General features: G+C 63.4%; 23 protein-coding genes and 3 pseudogenes. 8 read left to right on the plus strand and 18 right to left on the minus strand.

Annotated elements, in window-relative coordinates; all coding sequences use genetic code 11:
- Window positions 1–80: 80 nt before the first annotated feature.
- Window positions 81–335, plus strand: a pseudogene (locus EG885_RS23345) (IS66 family transposase); the annotation flags it as partial.
- A 35-nt stretch (window positions 336–370) separates the two neighbouring features.
- Here EG885_RS23345 and EG885_RS18725 read toward each other — a convergent pair.
- Window positions 371–1,153 carry a carbon-nitrogen hydrolase family protein gene (locus tag EG885_RS18725; protein WP_131577638.1) on the minus strand — a complete coding sequence of 261 codons (783 nt, stop codon included), beginning with the start codon at window positions 1,151–1,153 and terminating at the stop codon, window positions 371–373.
- Window positions 1,154–1,215: 62 nt separating this feature from the next.
- On the opposite strand from EG885_RS18725, the gene EG885_RS18730 reads away from it, so the two are divergent.
- Window positions 1,216–2,856: a flavin monoamine oxidase family protein gene (locus EG885_RS18730; RefSeq protein ID WP_131577640.1), complete on the plus strand. Its 1,641-nt coding sequence runs from the start codon at window positions 1,216–1,218 to the stop codon at window positions 2,854–2,856.
- Window positions 2,857–3,103: 247 nt separating this feature from the next.
- On the opposite strand, the gene EG885_RS18735 is transcribed toward EG885_RS18730, so the two are convergent.
- The 11 genes and pseudogenes from EG885_RS18735 to map form a co-directional block, all read right to left on the minus strand.
- Window positions 3,104–3,586: a gluconokinase gene (locus tag EG885_RS18735; RefSeq protein WP_207392332.1), complete on the minus strand. Its 483-nt coding sequence runs from the start codon at window positions 3,584–3,586 to the stop codon at window positions 3,104–3,106.
- Entirely contained in the window at window positions 3,583–4,854 is a 1,272-nt protein-coding gene (locus tag EG885_RS18740) for a TRAP transporter large permease (protein ID WP_131577642.1), read from the minus strand. The genes EG885_RS18735 and EG885_RS18740 overlap by 4 nt, the downstream gene beginning before the upstream one ends.
- Window positions 4,851–5,336: a TRAP transporter small permease gene (locus EG885_RS18745; protein WP_131577644.1), complete on the minus strand. Its 486-nt coding sequence runs from the start codon at window positions 5,334–5,336 to the stop codon at window positions 4,851–4,853. Before EG885_RS18745 ends, EG885_RS18740 begins: the two co-directional genes overlap by 4 nt.
- Window positions 5,337–5,391: 55 nt before the next feature.
- Window positions 5,392–6,414 carry a DctP family TRAP transporter solute-binding subunit gene (locus EG885_RS18750; RefSeq protein WP_131577646.1) on the minus strand — a complete coding sequence of 341 codons (1,023 nt, stop codon included), beginning with the start codon at window positions 6,412–6,414 and terminating at the stop codon, window positions 5,392–5,394.
- 38 nt (window positions 6,415–6,452) lie between these two features.
- Window positions 6,453–7,316, minus strand: a complete 864-nt coding sequence (locus tag EG885_RS18755) for an NAD(P)-dependent oxidoreductase (protein WP_131577648.1) — start codon at window positions 7,314–7,316, stop codon at window positions 6,453–6,455.
- Complete coding sequence (locus EG885_RS18760; protein ID WP_131577650.1) at window positions 7,313–7,606, minus strand: putative quinol monooxygenase; 294 nt, start codon at window positions 7,604–7,606, stop codon at window positions 7,313–7,315. The genes EG885_RS18755 and EG885_RS18760 overlap by 4 nt, the downstream gene beginning before the upstream one ends.
- The gene (locus tag EG885_RS18765) at window positions 7,603–8,994 is read right to left on the minus strand and encodes an NAD(P)H-dependent oxidoreductase (RefSeq protein ID WP_242679742.1); all 1,392 of its coding nucleotides are present in this window, start codon (window positions 8,992–8,994) and stop codon (window positions 7,603–7,605) included. The genes EG885_RS18760 and EG885_RS18765 overlap by 4 nt, the downstream gene beginning before the upstream one ends.
- Window positions 8,995–9,141: 147 nt before the next feature.
- A complete protein-coding gene (locus tag EG885_RS18770) occupies window positions 9,142–10,053 on the minus strand; it encodes a LysR substrate-binding domain-containing protein (protein ID WP_131577652.1) in 912 nt (303 codons plus the stop codon).
- A gap of 316 nt (window positions 10,054–10,369) precedes the next feature.
- Window positions 10,370–11,055, minus strand: a pseudogene (locus EG885_RS18775) (IS3 family transposase); the annotation flags it as partial.
- 44 nt (window positions 11,056–11,099) lie between these two features.
- Window positions 11,100–11,402 carry a metallophosphoesterase family protein gene (locus tag EG885_RS23520; protein WP_341352775.1) on the minus strand — a complete coding sequence of 101 codons (303 nt, stop codon included), beginning with the start codon at window positions 11,400–11,402 and terminating at the stop codon, window positions 11,100–11,102.
- Window positions 11,303–12,055: a type I methionyl aminopeptidase gene (gene map / locus EG885_RS18785; protein WP_131577656.1), complete on the minus strand. Its 753-nt coding sequence runs from the start codon at window positions 12,053–12,055 to the stop codon at window positions 11,303–11,305. The genes EG885_RS23520 and map overlap by 100 nt, the downstream gene beginning before the upstream one ends.
- A gap of 359 nt (window positions 12,056–12,414) precedes the next feature.
- Here map and EG885_RS18790 point away from each other — a divergent pair, with 359 nt between their 5' ends.
- The gene (locus EG885_RS18790) at window positions 12,415–12,831 is read left to right on the plus strand and encodes a VOC family protein (RefSeq protein WP_131577658.1); all 417 of its coding nucleotides are present in this window, start codon (window positions 12,415–12,417) and stop codon (window positions 12,829–12,831) included.
- Window positions 12,832–12,836: 5 nt separating this feature from the next.
- On the opposite strand, the gene EG885_RS18795 is transcribed toward EG885_RS18790, so the two are convergent.
- The 3 genes from EG885_RS18795 to EG885_RS18805 form a co-directional block, all read right to left on the minus strand.
- Window positions 12,837–13,235 carry a VOC family protein gene (locus EG885_RS18795; protein WP_242679743.1) on the minus strand — a complete coding sequence of 133 codons (399 nt, stop codon included), beginning with the start codon at window positions 13,233–13,235 and terminating at the stop codon, window positions 12,837–12,839.
- 111 nt (window positions 13,236–13,346) lie between these two features.
- A complete protein-coding gene (locus tag EG885_RS18800) occupies window positions 13,347–13,820 on the minus strand; it encodes a DUF1203 domain-containing protein (protein WP_131577662.1) in 474 nt (157 codons plus the stop codon).
- A 44-nt stretch (window positions 13,821–13,864) separates the two neighbouring features.
- A complete protein-coding gene (locus tag EG885_RS18805; protein ID WP_165571202.1) occupies window positions 13,865–14,815 on the minus strand; it encodes a DMT family transporter in 951 nt (316 codons plus the stop codon).
- Window positions 14,816–14,859: 44 nt separating this feature from the next.
- Here EG885_RS18805 and EG885_RS23125 point away from each other — a divergent pair, with 44 nt between their 5' ends.
- From EG885_RS23125 to EG885_RS18815, 3 genes are all read left to right on the plus strand, one after another.
- The gene (locus EG885_RS23125) at window positions 14,860–15,132 is read left to right on the plus strand and encodes a hypothetical protein (protein ID WP_207392333.1); all 273 of its coding nucleotides are present in this window, start codon (window positions 14,860–14,862) and stop codon (window positions 15,130–15,132) included.
- Between the two features lie 177 nt (window positions 15,133–15,309).
- On the plus strand, window positions 15,310–15,558 hold the full coding sequence (locus EG885_RS23130; protein ID WP_278248495.1) for a hypothetical protein: 249 nt from the start codon (window positions 15,310–15,312) through the stop codon (window positions 15,556–15,558).
- 227 nt (window positions 15,559–15,785) lie between these two features.
- Window positions 15,786–16,316 (plus strand): DUF3291 domain-containing protein, encoded by a 531-nt coding sequence (locus EG885_RS18815; protein WP_131577664.1) that lies wholly within the window; start codon window positions 15,786–15,788, stop codon window positions 16,314–16,316.
- Window positions 16,317–17,094: 778 nt separating this feature from the next.
- Here the strand turns inward: EG885_RS18815 and EG885_RS18820 are convergent.
- The 3 genes and pseudogenes from EG885_RS18820 to EG885_RS23355 all read right to left on the minus strand — a co-directional run.
- The gene (locus EG885_RS18820) at window positions 17,095–17,448 is read right to left on the minus strand and encodes a cupin domain-containing protein (protein WP_131577666.1); all 354 of its coding nucleotides are present in this window, start codon (window positions 17,446–17,448) and stop codon (window positions 17,095–17,097) included.
- Window positions 17,449–17,761: 313 nt separating this feature from the next.
- Complete coding sequence (locus EG885_RS23350) at window positions 17,762–17,908, minus strand: hypothetical protein (RefSeq protein ID WP_242679745.1); 147 nt, start codon at window positions 17,906–17,908, stop codon at window positions 17,762–17,764.
- Window positions 17,909–17,941: 33 nt separating this feature from the next.
- A pseudogene (locus tag EG885_RS23355) lies at window positions 17,942–18,100 on the minus strand (GFA family protein); the annotation flags it as partial.
- A 226-nt stretch (window positions 18,101–18,326) separates the two neighbouring features.
- Between EG885_RS23355 and EG885_RS18830 the strand changes: the two are divergent.
- Window positions 18,327–19,073: a GNAT family N-acetyltransferase gene (locus EG885_RS18830; protein ID WP_131577668.1), complete on the plus strand. Its 747-nt coding sequence runs from the start codon at window positions 18,327–18,329 to the stop codon at window positions 19,071–19,073.
- A 118-nt stretch (window positions 19,074–19,191) separates the two neighbouring features.
- A complete protein-coding gene (locus EG885_RS18835) occupies window positions 19,192–19,725 on the plus strand; it encodes a thermonuclease family protein (protein ID WP_165571203.1) in 534 nt (177 codons plus the stop codon).
- The last annotated feature ends 133 nt before the right edge of the window (window positions 19,726–19,858 follow it).

Genomic DNA, 19,858 nt, shown 5'->3' on the forward strand with positions numbered 1-19,858 from the left:
ATGAAAGGTGCGCCGGCGTCTCCTTCTGGTTGAAATGAGCAGCGTGCAGCGACCAGCGCCCGCCAGATCATCGGCCGTGAATGAGACAGGGACAAGGCGCAGGTCCATTTCGCCCCTGCTCGCAAGCCGTGGTGCAGGCCTATGCTCCTGAGCATGTCGTCGGCGGCGGGCTGCCGACCGAGCGGCTGATCGTCTGGATCATAGTGGTCAGGTTCGGAGACCACCTTCCCGTCTATCGCCGGGCCGGAATGTTCGAGCGGCAGGGGCTCTACCTCGCCCGTGGCACACTCGGCAACTCGGTTGCCTGCGCCTTTCGGGGAACGCGCGGCCCCCAAGTCCACGTGCCGCCCGTCATCGACCACATGCGCGCTCATCTGCGCTCCGCCGACCGGATCACGCTCCTGTCCCGGGCCGACAGTGCACTGCCGGGCCAGTCCCCGAATGCAGGCAGGTCGCAGATGATCAGCGTCTCGGACCGTCCGGCCATGGCGAGGGGCAGGCCATCCGGCCCCGCGATCACCGACCCGCCGCCATAGCTCAGCCCGCCTTCGGCCCCACAGCGGTTGGCATAGGCGACGATCATCCGGCTCTCATGGGCATGGGCCGGGACCAGCGCCTGCGGCACGTGCGCAAAGCCCGCCGGATTGGCGGTCGGCACAAGCAGCAGGTCGGCGCCGCGCCGGGCCAGCCCCGCCGCATGCTGCGGAAATTCGATATCATAGCAGATCAGCAACCCGATGCGCCGCCCGTGCAGGTCAAAGACCGGTGGCGCGGTGGTGCCGGGCTGAGAGGCTGCATGTTCCATTGCGCCAAACAGCTGGATCTTTCGGTAATGCGCCAGCAGCGCCCCATCCGGAACGATGGCGCTGGCCGCATTGTAAAGGGCGCCGCCATGCCGCTCGGCCCAGCCAAAACGCACCCCGCACCCTGCCGCCCGGGCCAGCCCGACCATCCGTGCCATGCACGGCCCGTCCAGCGGCTGGAGCCAGTTGGGCAAAAGGGTCGGTTGATTGTATCCCGGCAGGAACAGTTCCGGCAACAGCAGCATCCCGGCGCCCGCTCGGGCCGCCGAGGACAGCAGCATCTCGATCCTTGCGAATGCGGCCTCCAGATCTCCGGCGGGCGATGGGCCCTGATACAGCGCTAGCTTCACGGCATTTCCTTTTGTGTCAGCTCATTCTAATTCTGATCCGCGTCCTGACCTAAGGTTTCACGATGACACTGACCGCCTTTGGCCCCGACTTCCCTTTTGCCTATGAAGATTGGCTGCGCCATCCAGCGGGGCTGGGACAGTTGCCCGACTACGCGCATGGTGCCTCTGTCGCGATCATCGGGGCGGGGGCTGCGGGGATCGTCGCGGCCTATGAACTGATGAAGCTGGGCCTGCGCCCGATCATCTACGAGGCGGGCCGGTTCGGCGGGCGGCTGCGGTCCGAACGGTTCGAGGGGACCGAGGATGTGATCGCCGAGCTGGGCGGCATGCGCTTTCCCGTCTCATCGACGGCCTTCTGGCATTATCTGGACCGGGTCGGGCTGCAGACCGAGCCCTTTCCCAACCCATTGACCCCGGCGGCCGGGTCGACGGTCATCGACCTGGAGGGCGAGACGCTGTTTGCCCGGACGCTGGACGACCTGCCGCCGCTTTATGCCGAGGTGGCACGTGCCTATGATGCAGCGCTTGAGGAAGGGGCCAATTTCGCAGCCCTGCGCGCCGCCGTGCGGAACCGCGATCCGGTGCGCCTCAAGGAAATCTGGGACCCGCTGGTGCGGGACTGGGACGAGCGGACGTTTTACGACTTCGTGACCTCGTCCGAGGCGTTCCGGGCGCTCAGCTTTCGCCACCGCGAGGTGTTCGGGCAGGTGGGCTTCGGCACCGGCGGATGGGACAGCGACTTCCCCAATTCCATGCTGGAGATCCTGCGCGTCAACCTGCTTGGGCTGGACGACGACCAGCGGCTGGTCGTGGGCGGCGTGGGCCAGATGCCGCACCGGTTGTGGACGGATGCGCCGCGTTGCGCGCATTGGCCCGCGGGCACGACGCTGTCGGGCCTGAATGGCGGCGCCACGCGCGGGCGGGTCTGCGCCTTGTCCCGTGATGCCGAAGGAGAAATCATCATAACCGACAGATGGGGGCGGCGCGATCATTACGGGGCCGTTCTGGTCACCTGCCAGAGCCATCTGCTGACCACCGCGATCCGCACTGAAGAACGGCTGTTCGATCAGAAGCTGTGGATGGCACTGGACCGCACCCGCTACATGCAGGCGGCCAAGACCTTCGTGATGGTCGACCGTCCGTTCTGGAAAGACCCGCATCCGGTGACGGGGCGCCCGCTGATGTCGATGACCCTGACCGACCGGATCACGCGCGGCACCTATCTGTTCGACAACGGCCCCGACCGGCCTGCGGTTATCTGCCTGTCCTATGCCTGGATGACGGATGCGCTGAAGGTGTTGCCGCATGCCGCGGAAAAGCGGGTCGATCTGGCGTTGCAGGCCCTTGGGGCGATCTATCCCGGCGTCGATATCGCCAGCCATATCCGGGGCGAACCGATCTGCGTCAGCTGGGAGGCGGACGAGAATTTCCTTGGTGCGTTCAAGGGGGCCTTGCCTGGGCACTATCGCTATAACCATCGGATGTATGGGCATTTCATGCAAGACGACCTGCCGCCTGAACAGCGGGGAATCTTTCTGGCGGGCGACGGGATCAGCTGGACTCCGGCCTGGGTCGAGGGCGCCGTCCAGACGGCGCTGAACGCGGTCTGGGGCGTGATGACTCACTTCGGCGGTCACAGCGCCGCCGGAAATCCCGGGCCCGGGGATGTCTATCCTGCGCTTGGGCCATTGGATCTGACCTGACGTCATTCCGAAAGAAGGCCTTTGCGTCAGAAATATTCCGCCGCAGATCACTCGGGCAGGCCTGGCTGAATAGGTTCTTGGCATCGTTTTTCGCCGCCGTGCGACCTTGGTCACTCGCCATGCGGCGGGGTTCCTGCGCAGGCGGCCCTGATCTGCCGGTCAGCCCATATCAGCTGCTGCGATGCAGCTTCCCCAAACCGGACTTCGACAGTTTCTGCAGGATTCTCGGCTGAACAGATCGCTGCTTTCAAACTAATGAAACGATCGCCTCCACGATTTGCGCAGTCGGCGCCGCAATGCCGACGCTGAGATGCCGCTCATCTGGCCCCGGCTCCTCTAGCGTCGCGACTTGGCTGTCTAAAAGGGCCATCGGCATGAAGTGGCCATTGCGGTGGCGCATCCGCTCGATCAGGGTCTCTCGCGTGCCGTGCAGATAGATGAACAGCACATCTTCCGGCGCGACCGCACGCAACAGGTCGCGGTAACGGCGGCGAAGGGCCGAGCATGCCATGACGGTGCCCGGGTGAAGCGCGGCCCCAACCGCGCGCAACCACGGCTCACGATCGACATCCGTTAGTGGCTCTCCACGGACCATTTTCGCGATGTTGGCCGCCGGGTGCAGTTCGTCGCCATCGCGGAAACCGAGGTTCAGCCGTTCGGCCAGCGCGCGACCAACCGTGCTTTTGCCACAGCCCGAGACGCCCATCACGACATAGGCGACGCCCGTCATGTGAGCAGCCATACCGGCCACAGGACGATTTGCGGCAGCGCCGCGACGATCACCAGCACGATGATGTTGATGGCATAAAACGGCAGCGCTGCGCGGACCAGCGCCTGCATCGGCAGCCGGGCGACGTAGGCTGTCGCAAACAAGCAGGTGCCCACGGGCGGCGAGGCGAGACCCACGGCGAGCGCGGCGCTCATGAACACCAGGAAATGCATCGGATCAACGCCAGCCTGCACGGCTGCGGGCATCAGAACCGGTATCAGCATCAGCGCGGCGGCGACGATGTCCATCAGCATCCCGACGATCAGGAAGACGATCCCCATCAGGATCAGCACCATGAAGCCCGAGGCGTCGAAGAAGGCCAGAAGAGAGGACGCCTTGCGTGGCAGCTGATCGATGGTGAAGATATAGGTCGCGGCACTGGCGACCATCAGGATCAGCAGAACCGCCCCGGCGGTCCGCCCGGCCTCGATCGCCAACTCCAGCATGTCGCGCCACCCGATCTCACGATGGACCAGCCCCGCGATCAGCAGCGTATAGAGGACGGCAAGACCCGCCGCCTCGGTCGGCGTTGCGATGCCCGAGAACATGCCTGTCAGGATGATGATCGGCGCACCCACGGAGGGCGCGGCGCGCAGCAATGCGCGGATCGCCTGCCGTCCGTCCCAAGCCATCTGCGCCCCATAGCCGCGCCGGCGCGAGATCCAGTAATTGTAAAGTGCCAGCGCCACCGCCAGAAGGATGCCCGGACCAAGACCGCCAGCCAGCGCGCCCCCGACCGAAAGCCCCGCAGCCGAGGCAGAGATGATGATCAGGATCGAGGGTGGCACCAATGTCGCAAGTGTAGCGGTGATCAGCGTCAGTGCGGCTGAATAGTCAAGTGGATAGCCGCGCGAGGTCATAGAGCGGATCGTGATCGGCCCGAGGCTGGCGATATCGGCCACAGAGGATCCCGAGATGCCACCGAAGACGAAGGACGAGGCGATGTTGACCTGTCCCAGCCCGCCGCGGAAGCGGCCGATCAGGGATTGCGCAGCGTCGAAGATCCGTTCGGACAGACCGCCGCGTTCCATGATCAGGCCAGCCATGATGAACAGCGGCACGGCGATCAGCAGGAACGAATTGATAGACGTGCCCATACGCTGTGTGATCATGCTGATCGGCAGCTCGAACCACCACAGGACTGACAGCGTGCCGAGGCCGAGCGCCACTGACAGGGGCACGCCGAGGATGGCAAGGGTGAAGAAGACGGCGAGAAGCGTCAGGCTCATGGCGCGGGCTCCGCTGGAGGTGGGGACAAGGGTCGCAGGCCGTTCAGAAGCGCCCCAAGGATCGCAAGACCCGAGCCAAGAACCAGCGGCAGCGTCGCCCACCACATACCGACCTGCAGGATCGGGGATTGCTCACCGAAGCGGATTTGCTGGTTCAGAAGAGACCAGCCGTGCCAACCGACGACCGCGAACAACGTGACGCAGGCGAGAACCTGAGCAACGCGCATGATCAGCAGCAATGGGCGTGGTGCGGTCTCGGGGATCAGCTGCAGCGATGGGTGCGCCCCGCTGCGGAACGAGGCTGCAAGCCCCATCCAGATCGTCCATATGAACATGAAACGCGACAATTCCTCGGTCCAAGGCACCGAAATGCCAGCTAAACGCGAGCCGACCTGCAATGAGATCAGCGCGACCATTCCCAACACCGCGCCCAAGATCACGACATCCACGGCGCGCCAGATCAGCCTGTCCAATCCAGTCATCCCATCCCTCTCCCTGATGCTCCCGCCGCACAAGGTGCGGCGGGCCAAGATGCTGTTACTGCTGAACGAACTCCAGACTTTTCGTCATGAACTCGGCGCCGATCTGGTCTTCGAACTGAGGATAGATGCCACGTGCAATTTCTTGCACGCGGGCCAGCTCGCCCTCGGCGAATTCGTTGACCTGCATCCCCTGCTCTTGCAGTTGGGCGATGATGTCCTGTTCGGCAGCGATCTCTTCGGCATCATGTTCGGCAATCATCTCGTTGGCTGCTTCCTGAACGGCGGCACGGTCGTACTCGGGGATGCGCTGCCAGGCGCTGTCTGACAAGGCCAGCAGAAAACTGTCGGCGACATGCCGGGTCATGTTCAGGTGCCCCTGCACCTCGGAGAAGCGATTGTTCAGCGGCACCTCGACCGGATTTTCCTGGCCGTCGATGGCGCGCAGTTGCAGCGCCGAATAGACTTCCGAAAAGGCCATCGGCGTCGGGTTCGCGCCGAGCGCCTCGAACAGTGCGACGAACAGCGTGTTGTTCGGCGTGCGCAGCGTCAGGCCGCTGAATTCTTCGGCCGTGGTGATCGGGGTCTCGCGCGTGGTCACGTTGCGGAATGTCCGCAGGAAAAAGCCTAGGCCGTGGATGCTGAGCCGGTCCAGAGAGCCCTTCAGCTCGTCGCCGGGTTCACCGCCCAGATAGGCCTGAAGCTGATCGTAATCCTCGAAAAGATAGGGCAGCGATATGGCATTCATCCGCGGCTCGAACGAAGCATAGACCGAACTGGCCAGGATCAGGCCATCCAGCGCACCTGAGCCAAGCTGGTTGATCGCGGCGTTCTGATCGCCCCCGAACAGGACGCCATCGGAAAAGACCTCGATCGTCACCTCTCCCTCGGTCTTCTCGGCAACCAGTTCGGAAAACCGCGTCGCCGCGCGCCCGACCGAGCTGGTGGCGGGGTCCGGCACTGCAAGCCGGAGTGAAACCTCGGCCAAGGATGCTGCCGGCAGCGTCGTCAAGGCCGTGCCAATGAGGGCCATCGCGGCCAAGCTGCGCGTCACGGCACGGCGGGTTGTGGTGAAAGTCATGTCGTCTCCTCCCCAGGTGTTGCGGGCGAATGCCCTTGTCAGTCCGTCAGTCCGTTGCGGCGCCGCAATTCCAGCAGTAGCGCGGCGTGGTCCAGATCGCCCCCTCCATGAGCGATGAGGTCCGTGAAAAGCTGATGCGCCAAATTCAGGACCGGCAATTCCAGCCCCAGCCCCATGGCCACCTGCCGCGCGGCCGTGGTGTCCTTCACCTGATAACGCGCAGGCCCGCCGGGCACGAAGTTTCGCTCGATCATGCGCTGGCCGTGGAGCTCCATGATGCGCGAGGCCGCAAAGCCGCCCATCAGCGCCTCACGGACTCGAGCCGGATCGGCTCCACCCGCCTCTGCCAGAATCATGGCCTCGGCCACGGTGGCGATAGTGCTGGCGACGGTGATCTGGTTGATCAGCTTGGTCAGAGCGCCGGTGCCGGCTGGGCCGATATGGACGACCCGGCCCAGGGGCTTCAGCAGGGGCTGGGCGGCTTTGATGTCCGCGGCCATCCCTCCTGCCATGATCAACAGCGTGCCGGCCTCGGCTGCGGGCGTACCGCCTGATACGGGCGCGTCGATCCAGCGCAGGCCCATTCCCGTGGCGATGGCTGCAAATTCCAGTGCCTCGGGATGGCTGATCGAGGACATCACGATCAGCAGCGCCCCCGGTTTCAGCCGTGCAGCGGTGCCCTGTTCGAACAGCACATCCCGGCAGGCGGGACCGTCCGACAGCATCACGATGCAGGCCACCGCGCCATCCGCTGCCTTGACAGGCGTTGCGGCCACCGAAGCGCCCGTGGCCTGCGCCTTGTCCGCGCTGCGGTTCCAAGCGCGGACATCCGCGCCCGACGCCACGAGATTGTGGCACATCGGCGCGCCCATCAGCCCGGTCCCGAGGAAGGCGACCGTCATGATGCGACCCGGTCGAGAAACTGGACCGGTCCCTCGGTGCAAAGATTCTGGCTGTCGCGAAAGGCCGCCAGATGCGGCGTCTCAAGATGCCGGTCGAACGCGTCGCGGTCGGTATAAACCTCGGTGAAGATGACCCGCACTGGCGGACTGGTGCGGTCCGCGGTGATGTCGAACTGCAGACAGCCCGGCTCATCCGCCAGCGAAGCCGTTGCATCGGCCTCTGCAGCCTTGAGAAAGGCATCCAGATTGCCTCCACCGACCTCGAAAGATGGCAGCACCTCGTCGCTCATGCGGCGCGGCCCTGCGCAGGCGCCATCGTGCGCTGCTGTTCCTGGCGGACCTCGACCACGTCCAGATCATCGACCATGTCGACGTCGTCGAAGGTCACGATCTGGTCCTGCGGCACATCCCGCTTCAGCTTGACCTTGTGTGCCAGACCGATGGGCAGCGCGTTGATCCGCGTCGACAGCGTCGCCGGAACCGCCTTGGCCCAGGTCGCGAAGCCACCCTCGCCATCCAGCCAGTCACCAGCCTTCAGGTTGCTTTTTGCCGTCGCCACCGCGTCGCCGCGGAACTCGACCGCCGTGCCCGTGGGCTCGCCGCGAAGGCAGGCCGAGAGGACCGAGACAGACGTTTCCAGCCCGATCAGGTGGAAGGGCCGCCACATCGAGCCGTACCAGCCGCTGTCATCCGTCAGCAGCCCGTATTGCGCAAAACATTGGCGGGTGTATTCGTCAGGAGCGCGGAAGGTCACGAACATGCCGTATTGAATATTGTTCATCACCACCCGTCCGTCCGGCTCTCGGCTGGCTGCAATGTCCGTCAGACCCGCGCGGGGCAGTCTGCCTCCATCAGCCTCTGGTTTGAACACCTGAGCCAAGTCCTGAAGCCCCGCCGGATAGAAAGCCAGGCCGTCATCGGGACAGTCAAGGCCGGTGCCGTTAGCCACTGCGGCCATTTCGATCGCGGCCTTCGTGCCGTCGGTGAACGAGTTATACATCTTTGGGTTGAAGTCGCCCTTCGCCACGAATTCGTCCGACCATCCAAAGAAGCTCCAGACCGTGTCCGGTGTGGAGTAGCGATAGGGCGGGCGAAAGTTCATCCCCTTGCCAGCCGACACCAACTCGAACCCCGACGAGCGGACCCAGTCCACCAACTCGCAGCAGAAGGCCGGCTGATCGCCATAGGCCATGGAATAGACGACGCCTTTCTGGCGCGCACGCTGTGCGAGGATCGGGCCGCACATTACGTCGGCCTCGACATTAACCATCACGATATGCTTGCCCGCGTCGATCGCCATGATGGCATGGCGCACCCCGGAAAGCGGATGGCCCGTCGCTTCGATGATGCACTCGATGCCGTCGAAGGCGCACAGCGCCGCTGCATCGTCGGTGACGAAGGTCCGCCCGCTGTCCATCGCGTCGCCGAAAGAGGTCGCGGCATATTCTTCGTCTTCCCAGCCCGTCCGGGCCAGCGACCCGCGCACCTTGCCCACGTCCAGATCCGCCACGGCGACGATATGATAACCAGGAATCTTGCGTGCCTGCGCCAGCACCATCGAGCCGAATTTCCCCGCCCCGATCAAACCGACCCGGATCGGGCGGCCGGCTTCGTGGCGCTTGGCAAGCATGGATGAAAGGCTCATGTCGGATCGTCCTCTGTCGGCGCTTTTGCGCATATGGCTGAACGGAGGACGGGCCGTGGGCCGGGCATGGCCCCATGCGCCATGCGGCCTGGGTTCCTGCGATCGATCCTTGGGCTCCTCCCCCATTGCAGCCATGTTAGGACGGGCGCGGGTAAAAAGAGAAATTACTCTTTCTTCTTGTCATTTAAGATATTCTAAGCTGTTTGCTGGGCTGGTCTGCCTCCAGTCGGCTGCCTCCTCTCGCAGCCATTCGATCAGGCGTGTCACGCGGTGACGCCGCAGATTGGAACGCGGACAGACCAGCCATTGCGTTGCCACCTGCAACAGCGGCGTCTGCGCGACCGGCACGACCAGCCGCCCCGCCATCAGCTCGGCTTCGATCATCAATTCGCTTTCCAGCGCGACCCCATGACCCAAACAGGCTGCGTCGATCGCCATATGCGAACGGTCGAAGGACAGCCGTGCCTCGGTGACGGCTCCCAACCCCTGAGCCTCGGCCCAGACCTGCCACTGCACCTGCGCCTTGACCGATCGGATGCGCGGTAAGCGCAGAAGGTCGCCTGCTGCCAGTGACGCCGCGGCGGCCAAGCCCGGGGCGCAGACAGGCACAAAGCGCTCCTCGGTCAGCGGTTCGGTATAGAGGCCCGGCCAGCCACCCAGTCCGTGCCGGATCTCCAGGTCCACATTGTCACGGGTGAAATCCACCGGCTCGTTGCTGCCATCGATACGGAGATTGGTCTCCGGCATCCTTTCCATGAAGCGTGTCAGCCGTGGGAGCAGCCATTTGGAGGAAATCGTCGGCGTGGCGCGGATGATCAGCGTCGCTTGCTGCTGACGGCCCTGCATGGCGTCGGTCGCACGCATGATCCCCTCGACCTTGTCCGAGATCATCTCGAAATACCGCTCGCCGGCCTCGGTCAGCCCTACACTGCGCCCGCGCCGCGTAATCAGTGCCGTTCCGATCTGTTCCTCCAGCGACTTGAGTTGCTGGCTGACCGCTGAAGGCGTCACGTTCAGCTGCGCCGCCGCACCCACGATCGAATTGAGCCGCGCGACGTGGTAGAAGACGGCTATGGCGCGAAAGGGTTGCATGAAGACCTAAGGTAAACGCTGATCAAACAGACTGTGGACCTTTGGTCAGGACTGTCCAGTGGGCGATTATCGCGCCTCCACGCTGCAACGCCGAGGATTGCAATTCCTCTAGCGGAGCTGCGCGCAATAGAGGGCAAGGCCGGTCGAGCCTCGCTGCCTCTTCGCTGCGGGCCCGGGCATCGGACAGCTCCGCACTATCGTCGAGCTTATTGAGCCAGTGGGTCGCAGCACAGACGGCCCAGAGCGGACGGTCGCCCCCCTTCGCGGGTGCGCATACCTGGTCTTATCGCGTATCTGTGCCGCTCCGAGTGCTCGTTTAGGCCGCTTGGCGTTCGAAGGCCAAGGGGCTTTTCCCTCCCAATGCTGAATGTAGACGGCGCGGGTTATAAAAGCCGTTGATGTATTCGAAGATGGCGGTCTCAGCGTGCCGGCGTGTTTCCCAAACGCGCCGCCAGATCAGCTCGGCCTTTATGGTCTTGAAGAAAGTCTCGACGGCGGCGTTGTCATAGCAATGACCCTTGCCGCTCATCGACGTCTTGAACCCATGCTTACGCAGGATCTTCTGGTCGTCGTGGGAACAGAATTGGCTGCCACGATCGCTGTGGAAGATGCAGCCCCGCGGCGGTGACCGCAGTACGATGGCCATCTTCAACGCCCGGATCGCCAGATCGCGTTTCATGCGGTTGCTGACAGCCCAGCCAATCACCCGCCTCGAATGCAGGTCCAGGATCACCACGAGATACAGCCAGCCCCCACGGGTCCAGATATAGCTGATATCGCCCGCCCATTTCTGGTTCGGCTGATCTGCCGCGAGGTCACCACCCAGCAGGTGTGGCGCGATGTTGAACGTGCGGGCGTTGTCCGTGGTCGCTTTGAATCTCCGTGTCCTTTCAACGACGATCCCGCTCTCACGCACCAAACGCCCGACACGGCGATGCCCATATCGACCCCAACTTCCTTCAGTTCTTTAGTCATTCTTGGCCTGCCATAGCTGCCGAGGCTAGCTCATCTCCTTTGCTGCACATTACGCTATCAAAAAAGCGGCATTAAACCGCGACAAGACCAGGATGGCCGGGGTCGCTAATGTCGCCCGCGTGCAGGATGAGGCCGACGCCTTTGAGGGCCTCGAGCGCCTCGGGGCGGAGCAGGCCGTGGGTGTCGGAGATGACACCGATCCGCTCACCGAGAGGGGGACAAAGGAGTGACGGCACGGGGCGGCTCCTGTCGGGCATCGAACGCCAGTGCTTCGTCAGCCCGGCAGCGTGACGATGATGGCGCCGCGGCGGGTCACCACCACGGTATGCTCGTATTGCACAACCGGCGCGGCGGGCTTGCTGTAGAGGGTCCATTCGTCATCGGCGCCGGGCATGGCCCATCGTCCGCCACGCGACAGGAATGGCTCGACGGTCAGCACGAGGCCGTTGTGTATCCGGCGCTTATCTCCCTTGGTGGGCCAGGTCGGAACCTCTTCGGGGGCCTCATGCAGGGCTTTGCCCACGCCATGACTGGCCAGATTCCGGATCAACGTATAACCGCGCTTTGAGGCGAAGGCGCCGATGGCGTTGCCGATCCCGGCCAGCGGCTTGTCATGCCCCACCTGCGCGATGCCAATCTGCATCGCGCGCTTCCCGTCGCGGCAGAGCTGATCAAGCGACGGCTGAACCGACCCGAGGCAAAAGCTTGCCCCGGTATCGGCAAAGTAGCCGTTCAGCGACGCGGACACGTCAATGTTGACCAGATCCCCCGCTGCAAGCCTCCGCTCACCGGGGATGCCATGGGCGATCTCCTCGTTGACGCTGATGCAGGTCGTGCCCGGGAAATCGTAGGTGGCCCGAGGTGCCGACACGGCTCCCTCCCGCGCCAGCAGGTCGTGGCCGATGCTGTCAAGCTCGCGCGTCGTCATGCCGGGCTCGATGGCCGCCGCCATCGAATGCATGGTGTTCGCGACGATCTGGCCGATTTTTCTCAGGCCATCCAGTTCATCTTGGTGCGTGATCGTCATTTGGTATCTCGACCTGGGATGTAAGAGCGTCTGTGGGCGTTAGCACGGGAGCGGGAGCTTTGTCCCACACTGCAGGCACTGCATCCTAGAGATTGCTGCGCCGAGCATCAGTGGCCGCTCTAAGGAAGCTGCACTCCTGCGGCTGCCGAGGCATGAACGGCAGCAATAGGCCGACTTCTTCGCTGGCGAGGCCCGATGGAGGCAGCACAGTCAAACCGCAGCGTAGATCAGCATGGAGAGCCCATCTTGACCAACGCTGCGACATGGCTGGATTGGCAGGGCCTCCTGTGTCGGGAACTGGAGCCGTGGTGCGTTTGGATCCACCGATACATTCGGCAAAAGAGCAATGGACCCGAAGCATGATCAGCGATGTCACCGTCGGTGCCGACGATATCGCGCGCTCGATGCGGTTTTACTCTGCGTTCCTTCCTGCCCTCGGCTATGGGCTAACGGAAGGTCCGGATAGCTTGAGCTACGCGGTTCCTGAGCACCTTGGTCAGCCTGCGATCTTGCCCGAATTCTGCGTCAGGATGCCCTTTGACGGAGGCCCTTCATCGGCCGGAAACGGCGCGATGATCGCGTTCCGCGCGCAAAGTCAGCAGCAGGTCCGCGATCTTGATTCAGCCGCGCTGGCAGGCGGCGGCCGCGGCAAGGGCAAACCGGGCTTTCGCACCGCTTATGGACCCCATTTCTACGTAGGCTATCTTCGCGATCCTCAGGGCAACAAGATCGCGTTGTTTTCCAACAATCCTGATGGGCCAGGACGCGAGGGCTAACCCCCTCAGCCAACCGTTCCGCTTCGGCTGGTCTGTGCAAACTGGATCAGGTCCCACCGGTTGCCCCAGGGGTCGGACCAGACGGCGACGCGCCCATAGGGCTCGTCCCGGGGCGGGGCTTCGAACTGTATGCCAAGCGCGCGCATGCGGTCATAGTCGAGGTCGAAATCGCGGGTCTCCAGAAACAGCCAGACCCGGCCCCCGCCCTGATCACCGATTGCCGCGACCTGTCTGTCGCCGACCGCGCGCGCCAGCAGGATCTCGGTTTCCGCGCCCGGTGGCGCGATCCGGACCCATCGCTTGCCGTGGCCAAGGTCGGTATCCTCGCGGCATTCGAATCCCAGGCTGGTGAAGAACGCCAAGGCGACGTCGTAATCGGGCACAAGCAGCGAGAAGAGAGCCATTCGGACGGGCATGACGCAAGGCTAGAGAACAACGCCGGGGCCTGCAATCCGGAATGAGCCTGGCATCCGCGCGGACTGGTTTTCCGCCGTTCGGCGAGGATGTCCCCGCGATCATTCCGTTCGAACGATCCGCAGTTGAAAGCAGTTGTTGCGGGCTGACCGGACGTCGACAAAGCTGATCTCGGACCGCTCCAGCACCTCTGCGGCATAGGTGGAGATCTCCTCGCTCGTCACGATCCGCCCGGTGCCATAGCGGATACGCTGATCGGTCGTATAGCCCTTCAGCAGGTAATCCGGGCTGGAGGTCAGGACCGGCGGCAGGCCGCCCCCCGACCATGGCCGGCACGCATCCGCGCACAGAAAGATCGGGCCGGTCTCGGCATAGGGCTGCAGGTCATCGAAAGGTCGGTGGGCCAGAATCAGCATTCCGGCCCCCTCGGGCACGAAATCCAGACAATGGCGGCAAGGGTTCCCGTGGCCCTCGGATCGCACGCGTTCGGGCGGGCGGCCATAGGCGTCGGGGCCGCCGTCCCTCAACACTGCGACCTTGTCGCTCGGCAGTGGGATGAATTGGATTTTTTCCATGTGTGGTCTCCTGTGGGTGAAGGACATTGTCAGCCAGCCGCGCCTCATGTCGCCCGGTTCCGCCGCGCAGCTGCGGCACGGATGGCCCGCCAGAACCGACCGTCGATGGCCGCCAACCCGGCGCCGATCAGCGCCATTCCCGCCACCTGCCGGGGCAGCAGAGCCTCGGCCAGAAACAGGGTGCCCAGCCCGACCGCGCTGACTGGGACCAAAAAGGTCACCAGCAGCAGATTGGTCGCCCCCGCCGTAGCGAGAATGCGGAAATAGAGCACATAGGCCAGCGCGGTCGACAGCGCCGCCAGCCCGATCAGCGCCAGGATCGCGGGCAGGCCGGGGGCGGAAAGGCTCCATGGCCGGTCCAGCACCATCACCAGCGGCAGCAGGATCAGGCTGGACGCGATCACCTGACCCCTCGCTGTGGCAAGCGGGCTGAGGCCCATCGCCCGGAACCGTCGCCCATAAATCCCGGCAAAAGCATAAGAGATCGCGGCGGCGAGGCAGATGACCTGCGCCAGGATATTCACCCCCAGATCGCACAGCGCATCTGCCCCGATCATCACCGTCACCCCGGCCAGACCGATCAGCGCACCGGCCAGCTTGCCGCGGGTCATGCGCTCGTCACGGGTCAGGGCATGGGCATGGGCAAGGACAACGGTGAACAGCGGCGTCGCCGCATTCAGGATCGATGCCACGCCAGAGGCGATATGCTGCTGCCCCCAGACGATCAGCGAAAACGGAATGGTATTGTTCAACAGGCCCATGCCGATGAACCCCACCCAGATCCGCCGGTCACGCGGCATCCGTTCCCCGCGCAGGCGCAGGACGGCCAGCAGGATCAGCGCCGCCAACGCCACGCGGCACAGAACCACGGTCAGGACCGGGATGTCGCGCAGCGCAAGGCTGTTGAAAAAGAACGACCCGCCCCACAGAACCGACAGGGCCAGCAGCAGGGCCCATTCCTGCAGGGTCATCGGGCGTTGATCCGGGTGCGGCATGATCCCTCCGTCGTTTCAGCAGCGATAGGCCGTTGCAGGACCTCATGGGCGCGCGTTTCGGGCAGCGCATTCCGGTTTTTCGCAGGGCCGCACAGGCTGTCGCTGCCTTCGCGTCCGGCGGCTGGTCTTTCCGAGGCCATCTCCTGCCCGGAAAAGACCCCATTCCCGATCTTGCCAGCCTGCTTGCCTTTGCTGCCATCTCTCTGGGGACGGTGCTGACGCCGGGGCCCAATATGGTCCAGCTGTTCTCTGGCTCGACCTGTCAGGGCCGGACGGCGGGCCTGATCTCACTGGGTGGGGTGGCTCTGGGTTCGTAATCTATATGCTTTGCGCAGCATTGGGGATCACCGCCTTCGTGATGGCGGTGCCGTTTGCCTATGACGCGCTGCGCTTTGCCGGGGCGTCCTATCTGCTCGATCTGGCCTGGCAGGCGCTGAAGCCGGGGGGCCTTTCAGATCCGCGATCTGCCTGCGGACGGGCCGCGCAAGCTGTTCCTGATGGGGTTGCTGACCAACCTGCTGAACCCCAAGATCGCAGTGATGTATCTGTCTTTGCTGCCGCAGTTCATCAGCCCCGAGCAGGGCAGCATCCTTGCCCGGTCCCTGATCCTCGGCCTGACGCAGATCGTCATCAGCATCAGCATCAGCATCAGCATCAGCATCAGCATCAGCGTCAGCATGAACGCGCTGATCGCCATCGGCGCGGGAAGCATCGCAGTGTTTCTGACCCGGCGCCCTGTCTGAACCATGATGCAGCGCTGGCTGATGGGAACCGTGCTGGCAGCCCTCGCCTTGCGGATGATGACCGAAGCGCGGCGCTGAGATGTTTGCGGCAGACGGGCGGCAACCGCCGGGGGCTGCGCCATACCCTGTGCGGGCCCCCGGGCCCCCGCAGCCTGGCACTTTACGGCCCTGCGGGTCGCGGGCTAGGATCGCGTCGATCGACAAAGCCCCCGACCCATTTGGTAAGCATGCCGCTGGCTCTCTACACATTTGGAATGTTTTCGAAACCGGCGGACGACCCGGCGAATGACGGGCTTCACCAGCTCAATGGTCCGGTTTTCGCGCTGGTCGACAAGGCCGAGGGGCTGATCGCCCGGTCAGGCTATGCCTCGGATACCGGTCCCAGCCCTTGGGGCGCCGAGGTCTATCCCAGATTCCATGAAGAACGCGGCGATGGCTGGTCACCCGCCACGCTGTCCCTGTGGACCGACCTCGAGGCTTTGTTCGCGTTCACCTATTCCGGGCTGCACGCGGTCGCCCTGCGGCAGGGGCGCGCATGGTTCGAAAAGCCCAACTGGCCACCGCTCGTGTTGTGGTGGCACGGGCAGCCGGGCTATCCCAATTGGACCGAAGGGGTTCGCAGACACGAACATCTGCACGACCACGGCCCGTCGCCGGACGCCTTCAGTTTCAGGAAGCCCTATGATGAATACGGTGCCTCCATAAAACTGGACAAGGCCCGCATCCGCAAGCTGCTGCAGGATCGCGCACCATCCTGAGCGGGGCAGCAACAGGGGCACAAACGGCTGGATGGCCTGCCGAACCGCGCGCAGCCTGCAAGGCCATCAAACGACCGCCTGGTGGCAGCCACGTCGTTCGTCTGGCTCTTCTGCGCGGTTTCGCGACGATGGGCCAGACAGTCGGCTTTGAGGCGTCACGGGTGGCGATAAGTCGGTCCCAGAGGATCGGAAGACCGCCCCTGCGCAACAACGCGATGCTGAAAGCCCAAAGCGACAAGCCCATCGCAACTTGCAACCCCGGCCCGCGTCCGTCGGCGGGGCAAAACCTCATCGCCGAGGACCGCCCCGCATTTTTTTCCATGATGTGACGATGATCAATCCATTTCGGTTCCGGTCGGAGACCCCGGACACCGTCGTCGAGCCGGACGCCCAGGAGCTTGATGGCGGCACCGGAGACTGGGAGAACCACGGGCTTTCGAATTCCATGGCCTGTGCCAGTCGGACCTTTCTACAGGCCTTGTGTGATGCCCCGCAGCACTGGACGTCACGCTTCGCGCAATATTTCACACGTCCTGCCCCTGCTGCCTGGTCTTCAGGGGCAGGACGATCGGGTCGTCCTGTGGCTTGGAAGTTGGACGGGTCGTCGCCCTTCTCTTCCTTAGGCGGCTGAGATGGGCACTGAATGCGAACGAAAAGTTTCAATACGATCGGTCGCCACGGGGGAGTGTCGCGCCCCTTGGCTGGAGCGAGCCCGATCATGGCTGCGAGGCCCCGCAGCGTCGCAGCTCGACTTGAAGTGCTTGAAACCGCCGGATGATCAGACGATTTTTCGCTCAGCGGCGGTCTCGGCACTGCCCGTATTTGGGGTCCCTGTTGCCTCGATCAGCAAAAGGTGCGCTTCTTTTCTGGCGAATGGGCAATGCTCAACACCTCTCGGGACGACAAACATCTCACCCGCCTTCATGGTCACGGTGCCATTCCTGAGTTGGATGTCAATTTCGCCTGAAAGCACCAGAAAGAAGTCGTCCGTGTCTGCGTGAGAGTGCCATCTGAATTCACCCTCTACCTTGACCACCATGATGTCGTGGCCGTTAAAGGTCGCGACGGTGCGCGGGGACCATCTTTCCTCAAACGTTGCTAGCTTCGACGCCAAGTTTACCGCCTGAGCCATCGTTTTCTCCGTTTCAAGACATTGAAGAGTATCTCGGTGTCTGTGGTGGATGGCAAGTTTGTCCCCATCTTCAACATCCCCCGGGCGATCTTGGGCACGGGTCGTCCGGAGGGCCGTTTTGGGGAACCTGCGCCGTAGCAGCGCCGTGCCTGTGATTGTCTGCAAAGAGCCGCCTAGACATGTCAAAGACCCATCTGTTCCTTCTCATCGCCGAGTTGCGGCAGGTCGACCTAAGGAGCCAATAGTCGCTGATTTTTGCCGGGAGCGCCTAGCGGTGACCGGTCTAAGCCGAGGTGGACGCGCTATGGGTGTTTCAATTGATGTGCGGATTGGATGCCTCGTCATCGGCTTTGGTGTGCCGCGGGTGATCGCCTTCGAGCCGGATCGAAGCCATGGCCTTGTCGGTGTAGATCTCAGAACGCAGCGGCCAGTCATAGGCAACGTCAAATAAGCCGGCCATCAAATCGTGTTCCGCTGCTTCCTCGTCCGTGTTTTACATCCAATGATGCGTGCCGCACGTGCCGCAAAAGGCGCGTTCAGCAAATGGTGTGGATTGAAAGTGCCTGACCGGCCCCTTCACGGTAACCGCCTCGGCGGTGGCCGTGAAGGCAAGGAAGACACCATCGGTCCATCGTTGGCACATGCGGCAGTGGCATGTGCCCGGCTTTGCCTCGTGCTATCCATTTCCATTCCTAGTGTGCGTCAGCAAAGCCCAGAAAAATGGTGCTTGCAACCGTCCGAGAGCTGTCCCACCTCTTTGCAGATTCAAGACGAATTGCGACACCGGCACTGACGTCGTCTGATACGGGTAGAGGGTTGCGCGACCATCGAGGCGACGTGCCCTTAGCCGCCCCCGAATAATCGGCTAGGATCGTCAGATGACCGCGCCTGATGCCTACAATGTTCGCCGAGCGACCCCGCGCGATCTTCCTCTGCTGAAGGCGTGGCAATCCAATCAGCATGTTCTGCAGTGGTGGGACGTGGCCGAGCCTTATGGCGAAGCGGATCTAGGTGATCCGCGTGTCACGCGGTGTATCGTTTCCATCGGAAACAGGCCTTTCGCCTTCATGCAGGACCACACGGTTCACGGTTGGGCGGACCAGCATTTTGCGGGCCTTCACGAGGGATCACGGGGGATAGATCAGTCTATCGGAAACGCAGAGATGACCGGGCCTGGGCACGGATCAGCGTTTATTCGACAGCGAATGCAGGACCTCTTCCGAGATGGGGCACCGGTCGTTGCGACCGATCCGCACCCGAAGAATAAGCGAGCTATAGCTGTCTACAAAAAGATTGGCTTCATCGACGTTGGATCAGTTCGGGAGACCGAATGGGGCAGGCACGATCCTGCCCATGGCTGCGAAACGGTTCTAAAACTCGCGCGCGGCAACTTCGTCCCTCGTTTGATATGCCGCCGGTTCGATCTCGCTGCGCCGTGCTTCAACGTCCGGTTCGGGGAAGCTGCACTGCAGCTCCGGTTAGGAGCCGACCGGCAGGTAGGGGCCGCCTGCGCCTTGTCCCTGTCTTGTTCACGGCCAATGATTTGGCGGGCGCTGATTGCTGCACGATACTCATTGCAACCAGAAGGCGACGCCGACGCGCCTATCATGCGGCACTCTCAATAGCCCCTGACATCGCTTCAGTTTCGGTATCTTGCGTTCCCTTTCCGTTCCGGGCAGATGCCTCCCAATGGCACGCAAAAAACGCAAGAAAAAGAAAACTACGCGACGCGCTGGACCGAAAGTGTGGCTGGCGGCCGTTCTGACGGTCGGGGCGCTCTTTGCATTTGGGGACGACAATCCCGCCTTCCGCAGGCTGTTTCTGGATGTTGTCAGCGAGGTGATGTTGAACCAACCGGTCACGAAAATTCTGGGCGGCGGCGCCCGCATCATCGATGGGGACACTCTGGATGTGGATGGCAAGCGCGTCCGCCTGCATGGCATCGACGCCCCCGAAAGCGGGCAGACCTGTCGGCGGCGGTTGAGGATCTGGGATTGTGGTGCCGAGGCCACGCGGGCGCTCGAGCGGCTGATCGGCATCTCTGCGGTGACCTGCGAGAAGCGGGCGACCGATCGCTATGGGCGGATGGTTGGGACCTGCCATGCCGGTGGCCGCAACCTGAACGCCCGGATGGTGCGGCAGGGCTATGCCGTGGCCTATTACCAGTATGGCGGGCGGGCCTATGCGGCCGACGAGGCCATCGCCCGCGCCAGGCGGGCCGGCATCTGGTCGGGTCGGTTCGTGACACCGGCGGATTGGCGAAAGGGCAAACGCTAGATCGTCATGATCGGACGCACTCTCCAGCCGCTGCCGGTTCGCCGTGCTGTCCGACGGGTGATGCGTGTTCGATGGCTGCCGCCGCGCGGTGGGAGCGTCAGGAGCGGCTTGACCCATCGCAGAGATTGACCCG

Source organism: Paracoccus nototheniae (genome assembly GCF_004335005.1).
GTDB lineage: Bacteria > Pseudomonadota > Alphaproteobacteria > Rhodobacterales > Rhodobacteraceae > Paracoccus > Paracoccus nototheniae.

Coding starts and splice junctions, on each gene's coding strand:
- EG885_RS18730 (WP_131577640.1), top strand. CDS start 1,216: ATGACACTGACCGCCTTTGGCCCCGACTTCCCTTTTGCCTATGAAGAT.
- EG885_RS18735 (WP_207392332.1), bottom strand. CDS start 3,586: ATGACGGGCGTCGCCTATGTCGTGATGGGCGTCTCGGGCTGTGGCAAA.
- EG885_RS18740 (WP_131577642.1), bottom strand. CDS start 4,854: ATGAGCCTGACGCTTCTCGCCGTCTTCTTCACCCTTGCCATCCTCGGC.
- EG885_RS18745 (WP_131577644.1), bottom strand. CDS start 5,336: ATGACTGGATTGGACAGGCTGATCTGGCGCGCCGTGGATGTCGTGATC.
- EG885_RS18750 (WP_131577646.1), bottom strand. CDS start 6,414: ATGACTTTCACCACAACCCGCCGTGCCGTGACGCGCAGCTTGGCCGCG.
- EG885_RS18755 (WP_131577648.1), bottom strand. CDS start 7,316: ATGACGGTCGCCTTCCTCGGGACCGGGCTGATGGGCGCGCCGATGTGC.
- EG885_RS18760 (WP_131577650.1), bottom strand. CDS start 7,606: ATGAGCGACGAGGTGCTGCCATCTTTCGAGGTCGGTGGAGGCAATCTG.
- EG885_RS18765 (WP_242679742.1), bottom strand. CDS start 8,994: ATGCGCAAAAGCGCCGACAGAGGACGATCCGACATGAGCCTTTCATCC.
- EG885_RS18770 (WP_131577652.1), bottom strand. CDS start 10,053: ATGCAACCCTTTCGCGCCATAGCCGTCTTCTACCACGTCGCGCGGCTC.
- EG885_RS23520 (WP_341352775.1), bottom strand. CDS start 11,402: ATGGACCCTCTACAGCAAGCCCGCCGCGCCGGTTGTGCAATACGAGCA.
- map (WP_131577656.1), bottom strand. CDS start 12,055: ATGACGATCACGCACCAAGATGAACTGGATGGCCTGAGAAAAATCGGC.
- EG885_RS18790 (WP_131577658.1), top strand. CDS start 12,415: ATGATCAGCGATGTCACCGTCGGTGCCGACGATATCGCGCGCTCGATG.
- EG885_RS18795 (WP_242679743.1), bottom strand. CDS start 13,235: ATGGCTCTCTTCTCGCTGCTTGTGCCCGATTACGACGTCGCCTTGGCG.
- EG885_RS18800 (WP_131577662.1), bottom strand. CDS start 13,820: ATGGAAAAAATCCAATTCATCCCACTGCCGAGCGACAAGGTCGCAGTG.
- EG885_RS18805 (WP_165571202.1), bottom strand. CDS start 14,815: ATGCCGCACCCGGATCAACGCCCGATGACCCTGCAGGAATGGGCCCTG.
- EG885_RS23125 (WP_207392333.1), top strand. CDS start 14,860: ATGGGCGCGCGTTTCGGGCAGCGCATTCCGGTTTTTCGCAGGGCCGCA.
- EG885_RS18815 (WP_131577664.1), top strand. CDS start 15,786: ATGCCGCTGGCTCTCTACACATTTGGAATGTTTTCGAAACCGGCGGAC.
- EG885_RS18820 (WP_131577666.1), bottom strand. CDS start 17,448: ATGGCTCAGGCGGTAAACTTGGCGTCGAAGCTAGCAACGTTTGAGGAA.
- EG885_RS23350 (WP_242679745.1), bottom strand. CDS start 17,908: ATGGCCGGCTTATTTGACGTTGCCTATGACTGGCCGCTGCGTTCTGAG.
- EG885_RS18830 (WP_131577668.1), top strand. CDS start 18,327: ATGACCGCGCCTGATGCCTACAATGTTCGCCGAGCGACCCCGCGCGAT.